This is a genomic window from uncultured Mailhella sp., from assembly GCF_944324575.1.
Classification (GTDB): domain Bacteria; phylum Desulfobacterota; class Desulfovibrionia; order Desulfovibrionales; family Desulfovibrionaceae; genus Mailhella.
The window spans coordinates 1-8,595 of record NZ_CALUWV010000088.1; the positions used below are offsets into that span (position 1 = coordinate 1).

Below are 8,595 nucleotides of genomic sequence, written 5' to 3' on the forward strand. Positions count from 1 at the left end.
ACCATAACCAGGCCAAAAGACTTCAGAGACTTCATGATAACTCCTCCTGAGAGTTAAGTCATAATATTTCTCTCTCCGTGCTCTTCCCTCTTATCACAGAGTACGGAAAGAAAACTGCACTTATCGGGCAGAACGGCATATTACCCTCGCCCCTAGGGATGTCAAGCTCGCAAGGGGGGGATTTAGCCCAGAAATTTAAATTATTTTACTTTCCCCAGCTCGGGAACGAGGCATTGCCCGCTCCGGTAGGCACCAGCTTGGCCTCTCCGCCGTGGCGGGTGGTCAGGTAAATCTGAGACTTTCCGCTCCTTGTGGAAGTAAAGGCGACAAAGTAGCTGTCGGGCGCAAAGGCGGGCTGTTCGTCTCTGCCGGGACCGAAGGAAATCTGCTGATCGTAGCCCGTGACCATGTCATGCACGAAGATGCGGAAGCCCGAAGGCGTGGCCTTGGTGTAGGCAATGAGCGTGCCGTCGGGGCTGATGCAGGGCTCGGAGTTGTAGGAACCGTCCATGCTCACGCGCGACACGGTTCCGGTGGAAAAGTCCTTCAGAAAGACCTGCGGACTGCCGAGGCGGCTGGAGGTGAAGGCCATCTTGGTACCGGTGGAATCAAAGGAAGGCGACACGTTGATGGCCGCGCTCTGCTCCAGAGGACGTTCACGCTGGAACTGACGGTTCAGCAGGAAGATGTCGGGATAATGACCGGTGGAAAGGCTCACGGCCACGCGGTTGTCCGGCAGAAAGCAGGGACCTATGACGGTGTTGCCGGGGAAGCGGACGCGCTTCACGGTGTTGTTGAGGCGATCCCACACGCCGAGGGCATGGGTGCTGTCGTCCATATGGCTGAAGACCACATAGCGACCGTCGGGAGACCACGAAGGCGACATGGCGGCGCCGGGAAGATTGGTCACCTGACGCAGGTCGCGACCGGTGGCGCGCACCACCCACACGTCGCGCTTTTTGCCGTTGCCCTTCACGAAGGCAAGGGAGCTGCTGAAGAAACCGCGCGCCCCGGTAAGGGCAGCCATGAGATCATCGCAGAAGCGGTCGGCCACGTTGGGCACTTCGGCACGGGTCACGCCGGAATAGGCGTTGCCGAACACAAACTTGCCCGAATAGGTTTCAAACACGCGCAGCTCAACGGTGGAATTCTCCCTGTCGCCGGAAGGCCAGTGCGCGGTGACAAGAAGGTCCGCACCCGCGATCTGGAAACGGCGGAAGTCCACATCCGCGCCCTGCCAGGCATTGAGCACCGTGCCGCCGAGCACTGCGGATGAAGGAATGAGCTTCATGAACGGCAGAAAATTGAGATCGGCCACGATGGCGTCGTTCAGTTCCGAGCCGAGAGCCGTGGCGCGCTGACCGGGAGCGGTGAGCGGAGACGCCATGGACAGCTTGATCTGATTCTGACCGGGACCGTAAATGTCCACCATGGTCGCGGCCTGGCACTGCGCGGCGAAAGCCAGCGCGAACACCAGCAGCGCCGCCACGCGGACGCTATGAAAAAGATGAAGGATCTTACGCATGTGACACCCTTGCATGGATTTTTTGGAAAGACCGTATTACCGGCTTTCCAGGGAGGCTAGAGCATATTCCCGCGAGTCTTTGCGGTCAAGTGCGCCCTGCCGGAGGAAAAACGCCCGTCACGAGCGCCCAACACGCGTCTTTTTGTGGAAACGAAGAACTGAGGACGAAGCGCATGATCCTGCGTCTTCACGCATGAAAAAGGCCCTTTTAAAGGGCCGCTCATCAGTCGCCTTCCCGTGCTGCCGCCAGACGGAGCACCTCCGTCTTCCGCTCCCGGGGCAGGCGCTTCACCTTCCGCTCAAGGCGCAGCGCCTCGGAACAGGAAAAGCCGTCCGCGCAGGCCACCAGCGTCACGGGCCGCCGCGCGCGGGTATACTTTGCGCCTCCGGACAGAGCTCCGTTGTGCATGGCCACGCGGCGCGCCACGTCCGTGGTCACGCCGCAGTAAAGCGTGTCGTCGGCGCAGCGCAGAAGGTACACGCTCCAGAATCTCATGAACGCTTTTCCCTGCGGGGTGCGCCGATCGCCCATCCGAGTCCCGCAAGCGCCACGCAGAGGGCCGTGTTCAGTCCGACGTTCAAAAGAGCGAGGAACGCATGGTCCGCACCCCAGAGACTCACGGTATCAAGCGCAAAGGAGGAAAACGTAGTGAATCCTCCGAAAAATCCCGTAGCAAGAAAGGCCGTGGCCGTGGGGTAGCCGTGCTTCACGCTGGACGCTGTGCCCATGAGCAGCCCCAGCAGAAAGGAGCCCGTCATGTTCACGCACAAGATGCCGAAAGGAAAAAGCGCTCCCGAGATTTTCATGACAATCCAGCTTATCCTGACGCGGCACACTGCGCCGAGCGCGCCGCCCACCAGCACCGCCACAACCTGTTTTGCAAACTGCGTCATATGCTTTCTCCGTCCTGCACGGACGTTGAGGTTCAAAAATTCGGAACCGGCGGACGCAGACGCGGCAACGCGCCTTTTCTCCGTCCGCGACCTGCGCGGGATTCTAGTCCACGCGGAACAGAAAAAGGCCAAGTGTCGCGGCGGCAAGGCCGAGCACCAGGTTCAGAAGCACGTTGGCCACGCCCTTTCCCACATAGCCCTGCTGAAAAAGCCGGAAGCTGTTCAGCGAAAAGGTGGAAAAGGTCGTAAGCGCGCCGCAGAAGCCCTGCAGCACGAAATCTCCGAGCAGTCCCGAAGGTTCGGAGGCGTACACACTCCCGATGACGAAACAGCCGAGCACGTTGACGATGAGCGTTCCCACAGGAAAGAACGGCCCGAACACGGACGAAGCGAACATGCCCGTAAGATAGCGGCACAGCGCGCCGAGCGCGCCGCCCGCCGCGACAAGCAAGAGAGAATTCATAAGCGTCACTCCAAGGGAAGTGAGAATCCGAGCTTTCGGGCGCGTTGTCAATGCCGGGCAGAAAACGCGTCCGGCAGGCCGGCGGTTCCCCGACCGGCCGACGAGCTGTCCCTGCCCGGGCCGAATCCGGACGAGAGAGAGGGGCGACGCCCTCCTGAGGGGGCGTTGCCCGTCGCCGCCTACAGTCTGTAGGCCGACTCGCCGTGCAGAGCCTCGTCGAGGCCCTCAAGCTCCTGTTCGTAGTTCACGCGGATGGGACCGAAGCGGCTGATGACCCTGAGTATGACCCACGTGGCGCAGAAGGACCACACTGCGGTCACCACGATGCCTGAAAGCTGAAGGAAAAACTGCTCAACGCCAGCCTGCACGTGATTGATGGCCGCCGAGGCGAACACGCCGACCAGGAGCGCGCCGCAGGTGCCGCCCATGCCGTGGGCGCGCCAGACTTCAAGAGCGTCGTCGAAGTGCAGCCTCTCCTGCACCCAGCGGGAGAAGTAGCAGACCACGGCTCCGGCCGCGCCTATGATGATGGACGCCCACGGCGGAACATAGCCCGCGCAGGGCGTGATGGTGGCAAGACCGGCCACCGCGCCCACGAGCACGCCGGAGAAGGAAGGCCGTCTGGCAAAATGCCAGTCGAGCACCATCCAGACAAGCATGGCGATGGAACCTGCTATGGTGGTGTTGGTAAAGGCGTATGCGGCAAGGCCGTCGCCCGCGTAGGCCCCGCCCGCATTGAAGCCGAACCAGCCGAACCACAGAAGGCCCGCGCCCACGGCCACGAGCGGGAGGTTGTTGGGTTCGGGATGAGCGCCCGGAGCCACGTCATCGCGCGGGCCGAGGAAGAATACCGTGGCAAGTGCGGCAAAGCCTGCGTTCACGTGCACCACGATGCCGCCCGCAAAGTCCACCACGCCGAGTCTGCCGAGGAACCCGCCGCCCCATACCCAGTGACACACGGGAATGTAGACGAAGATCATCCACAGCACGAGGAACTGCAGATAGCCGCGGAAGTTGAAGCGGCCCGCGAACGCGCCCGTGATGAGCGCGGGCGTGATGACGGCGAACATGAGCTGATAGGCGAAGAAAAGGATGAAGGGAACCGTGGTGGCGTAATCGGGACTGGGTGCTGCTCCCACCTTGTCCAGCGCGAAGTGATAGGTGATGTCGCCTATCACGCCGCCCACGTCGGGCCCGAAGGCCAGGCTGAAGCCGCCGAATATCCACACGACGGCAATGACGCCCATGGAAATGAAGCTCTGCATCATGATGGTGAGCACGTTCTTGCGCCGCACGAGTCCGCCGTAGAAGAAGGCGAGCCCGGGGGTCATGAGACACACCAGCGCCGTGCAGAGCAGGATGAAGGCGGTATCTCCCGAATCGACTGCGTACATGAAACACTCCCGTCAGGCTGAAGGTGAAGCATTGCCGCGAGGATCGAGTCCGACGTGCGGAAGCAGAAAGAGCCACGCGGCAATGACGAAGGGAAACGTGAGCGTGGGGATGCCCAGAGGGGCGAGCGCCACGTTGAGCGCGCCCTGAGCCACCACGGTGAACACCGTGGCCAGCAGGGCATAAAGCATGACCCGCCAGCCCGGACGATAGAAGGTGGTGCCAAGGCCTATGGCCGTAAGCACGGCGCTGAACTGGTAGAGTCCCGCGCCTACGGCCGCGCCGTCCGCGCCGAGCAGAAGCGCCGTGACCATGGCCACGAGCGAACCGCACCAGGCGAAGAGAGCGGCAAAGGGCGACGAGAGCGCAAGACCGGCAAGGAAAAGCGCGCCCGTCACCGGGTCGTTTACGAGAAAAACCTGAGACACGCCGCAAAGGCTGGAAATGAAAAGGGCTTCCGGCCCGAAGAAGGCCACGGAGTCATGAGGCAGGGCAGGCAGGGCGGGATGCGGCAGGGCCACGGCATCGAAGCCGGAAAAGCTGTAGGAGGCAAGCAGAATGAACCATGTGGCGAACACGAAGGGACCGGTCATGGCCGAAACCTTCCACGAGGAGAACACACGGGAGACCGCCATCATGATGACGGTGGAAAACGCGCCTCCCAGCACGATGAGCGCCCAGCACATCGGGCCGTCCTCCAGAAACACGGGCAGCGCGCAGCCCACGAGAATGCCGTTGTAGCCGTGCAGCCCTTCCGTCACCTCAGCGCGGGGAGCTCCGAGCAGACAGGCCGTCACCGTGCCTGAAAGAAGACCGGCGACCGCACCGAAGAACATGTCCGTGCCGCCCGCATTCCATGCGTCCCAGAATATGCCGCAGAGAAAGAAAAGTCCCGTCCATGCCGAGTTCTGAAACATGACCTGCCCTGCTCCGCGGAGCAGCGCGGTCACGCAGTCTACGCCGCTGAGGGCTCTGTCCGCCGTCAGTGCGTCGCCGTTCTTCATCATGCCTGCATTCTCCTTTTGCTCAGCGCCAGAGAAATTCGGGCGGCAGCGGCCTGCCGAGCGCCCTTTCCCGCACCAGCGAATGAAATTCCCGCATTTTCGCCCGCACGCTCTCCACGCCGTACCCGAGCACGCGAAACGCCACGCCGGCCTTTGCGGGTAGCTTCAGCGCGCCCCAGGCAAGGTCCTTCGTCACGGCGCTTCCCGCCCCGCGGGCAAGCTCGTCCACAAGCGCTTCGGGAACCAGCGCGAACATGCTTCCGAAGATTTCAAAGCCGTCCATGACGCCCGCGCTGCAGAAGGAGGCATCGCCGGGTTCAAGCACGAGTCTTTCCTCAAAAAGAGGATCCGCGCCGTCTTCGCGGCAGACGTGGAAGCCCGCCGAGTACAGATCAAAGCCGAAAAGCTCCTCCTCATGATGCCACAGGCGGCCGGGCACAAGCATTTCTCCGTAGAGAAAGCAGGCCGACTCGGGCAGCGTGACCCAGGTGTCCTGCACGTAGCGCGCGTGCCGGTGCAGGATGAGCGGATCGGGCACATATTCCAGCCAGCTTCCCTCCTCCAGCCTGAAACGCTGAAGCTGCGCGGCATGGTTGTGATCCATGACGTGCACCTTGGTGGCGCTCTGCGTGGTCACGAGAGCATGGGCGTTTTTTTCCGCGCGCACGTCCAGCGCCATGCGGTCGCCCTGCACCACGCATCCCGTGGCCGCAATGGTGATCACGCAGGCCATGTCCGGCTGCGACTCCTCCCAGTACAGCGCCTTTTGCGCCAGCAGCGGAACGCGGCGGTCCAGATCGGCCAGCACGGTTCTCCCGAGTCTTTCGTCGCGCCTGAATTCCAGCCTGAGATATCCCTTCTTGCCCACGGCGGCGCTTTTCATCTGCGGCGGCTCGTCGCGGTAGTTCTCAAGCTCCACGGCCCTGCGCTCGAGCTCTTCCATGGCCTTTCCCGCCGCCTCGAAGCTGGAACAGTCGGGCGCCCCGCGGCGACAGGACGAACAGGCGGCGCGCTCACGCATGGGCGGCCTCGCTGCCTGATCCGTTCCCGCGGACGGGAATGTCAAAAAGGGCGTCGCGCATGATCCAGTCGGCCAGAACGTCGATGTTGTGTCCGGTCATGCAGTTGGTGAAGATGAAGGGCCGATCTCCTCTCATGAGCCTGGAGTCGCGATCCATGACCTCGAGGCTCGCGCCCACATACGGAGCAAGGTCTTCCTTGTTGATGACCAGAATGTCGGAATGGCATACGCCGGGTCCGCTCTTGCGCGGAATCTTGTCGCCGGCGGCCACGTCGATGACGTAAATGAAGAAGTCGGCAAGCGCCGGACTGAAGGTAAGCGTAAGATTGTCGCCCCCGCTTTCTATGAACACCACGTCGCTGTCGGGAAAGCGCTTCTCAAGCTCCTCCACGGCGGCAAGGTTCATGCTCGGATCTTCGCGTATGGCGGTATGAGGGCAGGCGCCCGTTTCCACGCCCACGATCTTCTCAGGCTCGAGCACGCCCGCAAGCTCGCGCTGCACGTGCTTTGCATCTTCGGTGGTCACTACGTCGTTGGTGATGATGAGCGGCCTCACGCCGCGCTTCATGAGCACGGGAACCACGGCTTCAATGACGGCTGTCTTGCCGGAGCCCACGGGACCGCCGACGCCGATACGGGTAATTTTCTTCATGAAAGAGCCTCCTTCAGCTCATAAAAAGACGAACGCGGGAGCGCGCGTGAACGGCGGAAAGTATTTCCGTCATGGGGGCGTAGCCCGTCATGCGCTCCAGAGGCGTGGAAAGCGCCCGTTCGCAAAGCGGTTCAAACTGCGCGGAGGTGCGGTACAAAATGGCCTGCGCGTCCAGATGGGTCACGCGCATGAGCCTGAGCGAGGCATTCAGAATGCCCATGGCCACGCCGTAGAAATACACGGTGAGGCCTTCCTGAAAGAGCATCTCCTCTTCCCTGCCGTCCGCGCCCCGCACGGGCTTTCCGGCAAAGGCCGTGGCGGCAAAGAGCACCGCCAGCGACACGGGATACGACCCCGGCGTGCTGCCCGAGGAAATCTGCGAGAGCCAGCGCGAGAGAAGAGGCGAAGGCGCGGTCTTCACCCCGAGTTCCGCGAGCTTGCAGCCGGTTTTGGTCATCATGTCCCTAAACTCCTCGGGGAGCTTGCGCCGGAAAAGCGCCGCATCCACGTCCCGAAGCCGCGTCAGCGTCTTTTCCGACACTTCGCCTCCGGCGCTCACCGGGTCGGCGGCAAGCGCGCGCATGGCAAAGACAAGCCCCACGGCGTCGCCCGAGGACGCCTGTCTGAGCGCCGACACCACGTACTGCTGAAGCGTGCGCACGTCATGCACCACGCCCGTCTGCGCCGCGGCTTCCAGCGCACTCGAGAAGGCGAACGCCCCCGTGGGCAGCATGGAGTCGCCGAACTGCATCAGCCTGACCAGAGAGAGAATGTCCACGGCCTCCTCCGTTTACGACTCAGCCGTGATGATGGCCGTGATGGTGATGCCCGTGTCCGGCAATCGGCGCCTCCGCCCCGCCGAACAGAAGCCTTGCTTCTTCGCCGGACAGAAGATCGTACACACTCTCGCCGGACAAAAAGGCGTAAGTCACGCCGGCAATGTCGTGCGTGTCCATGACCGCGCTCATGACCTTCTCATCCGCCGTCATGGGCACGTACACCACGCCGTCCTTCACTACGGCGGGCCAGTGCTGATTGCCGAGCGCGTGCCCGAGTCTCACTGCGGAGGCAACGGCCCTGTCCACGCCGAAGGCGGCAAGTCCCGTCAGGTCCACGGCCATGACGGGGCACAGGCGTATACGGCACACTACGGCGCTGCGGGCTGCCTCATCCCATTCCAGCACGTCGCCGTCGCGCAGGCTCTCCCCTCTTTCCAGAGCCACGGCCATGCTCCTGCCTCCCGCGGTCTCCTTGCGCAGACGGTTCTTCTGCGCATCCCACTGGGAAAGCTCCAGCCAGTCCACGGAAGCGTCGCCAAGGCGCGCGGCCCATGCCGCATCGGCTCTGTTGCCCAGTACCTTTTCAATGACTTCCACACTCTCCCCCTGTCGCTTTTGCTTGTTTCCACGGCGTTCCCCTCACGGGACGCCCTTCTCGGACAGAAACGCTCTCCGGGCGCTCCGAAACGTCTCCGAAGCGCCCGGAGGCCATTCATGTCCGAACACCGTTCCTGCGGCTCCGGGCCCTGCCTTCAGGCGGATGCCGCGCGAGGGGCCGGGCCTTTGCCTTCACCTGCGGCGAAGCCCTGCCCCGAAGCGTGCAGGCCTCGAACCCGTACAGCGTGTCCTGCCGAGACGGGCCTTT

At 62.8% G+C, this 8,595-nt stretch carries 10 protein-coding genes; all 10 read right to left on the reverse strand.

The window, feature by feature from the left end:
- Positions 1 to 205 precede the first annotated feature (205 nt).
- Entirely contained in the window at positions 206 to 1,432 is a 1,227-nt protein-coding gene (locus Q0J81_RS09090) for a translocation protein TolB (RefSeq protein WP_294447341.1), read from the reverse strand.
- 316 nt (positions 1,433 to 1,748) lie between these two features.
- Entirely contained in the window at positions 1,749 to 2,021 is a 273-nt protein-coding gene (locus tag Q0J81_RS09095; protein WP_294447331.1) for a GIY-YIG nuclease family protein, read from the reverse strand.
- Positions 2,018 to 2,419: a fluoride efflux transporter CrcB gene (crcB, locus tag Q0J81_RS09100; RefSeq protein WP_294447332.1), complete on the reverse strand. Its 402-nt coding sequence runs from the start codon at positions 2,417 to 2,419 to the stop codon at positions 2,018 to 2,020. Before crcB (Q0J81_RS09100) ends, Q0J81_RS09095 begins: the two co-directional genes overlap by 4 nt.
- A 103-nt stretch (positions 2,420 to 2,522) precedes the next feature.
- On the reverse strand, positions 2,523 to 2,882 hold the full coding sequence (gene crcB / locus Q0J81_RS09105; RefSeq protein ID WP_294447333.1) for a fluoride efflux transporter CrcB: 360 nt from the start codon (positions 2,880 to 2,882) through the stop codon (positions 2,523 to 2,525).
- A gap of 179 nt (positions 2,883 to 3,061) precedes the next feature.
- Positions 3,062 to 4,276 carry an ammonium transporter gene (locus tag Q0J81_RS09110; RefSeq protein ID WP_294447334.1) on the reverse strand — a complete coding sequence of 405 codons (1,215 nt, stop codon included), beginning with the start codon at positions 4,274 to 4,276 and terminating at the stop codon, positions 3,062 to 3,064.
- Positions 4,277 to 4,288: 12 nt separating this feature from the next.
- Positions 4,289 to 5,281, reverse strand: coding sequence for an urea transporter (gene yut, locus Q0J81_RS09115; RefSeq protein WP_294447335.1), 993 nt, complete (start codon positions 5,279 to 5,281; stop codon positions 4,289 to 4,291).
- Between the two features lie 19 nt (positions 5,282 to 5,300).
- Entirely contained in the window at positions 5,301 to 6,299 is a 999-nt protein-coding gene (locus Q0J81_RS09120; RefSeq protein WP_294447337.1) for an urease accessory protein UreD, read from the reverse strand.
- Entirely contained in the window at positions 6,292 to 6,951 is a 660-nt protein-coding gene (ureG, locus tag Q0J81_RS09125) for an urease accessory protein UreG (RefSeq protein ID WP_294447338.1), read from the reverse strand. The genes Q0J81_RS09120 and ureG overlap by 8 nt, the downstream gene beginning before the upstream one ends.
- A gap of 13 nt (positions 6,952 to 6,964) precedes the next feature.
- Complete coding sequence (locus Q0J81_RS09130; protein WP_294447339.1) at positions 6,965 to 7,729, reverse strand: urease accessory UreF family protein; 765 nt, start codon at positions 7,727 to 7,729, stop codon at positions 6,965 to 6,967.
- 19 nt (positions 7,730 to 7,748) lie between these two features.
- A complete protein-coding gene (locus tag Q0J81_RS09135; RefSeq protein WP_294447340.1) occupies positions 7,749 to 8,327 on the reverse strand; it encodes an urease accessory protein UreE in 579 nt (192 codons plus the stop codon).
- Positions 8,328 to 8,595: the final 268 nt, after the last annotated feature.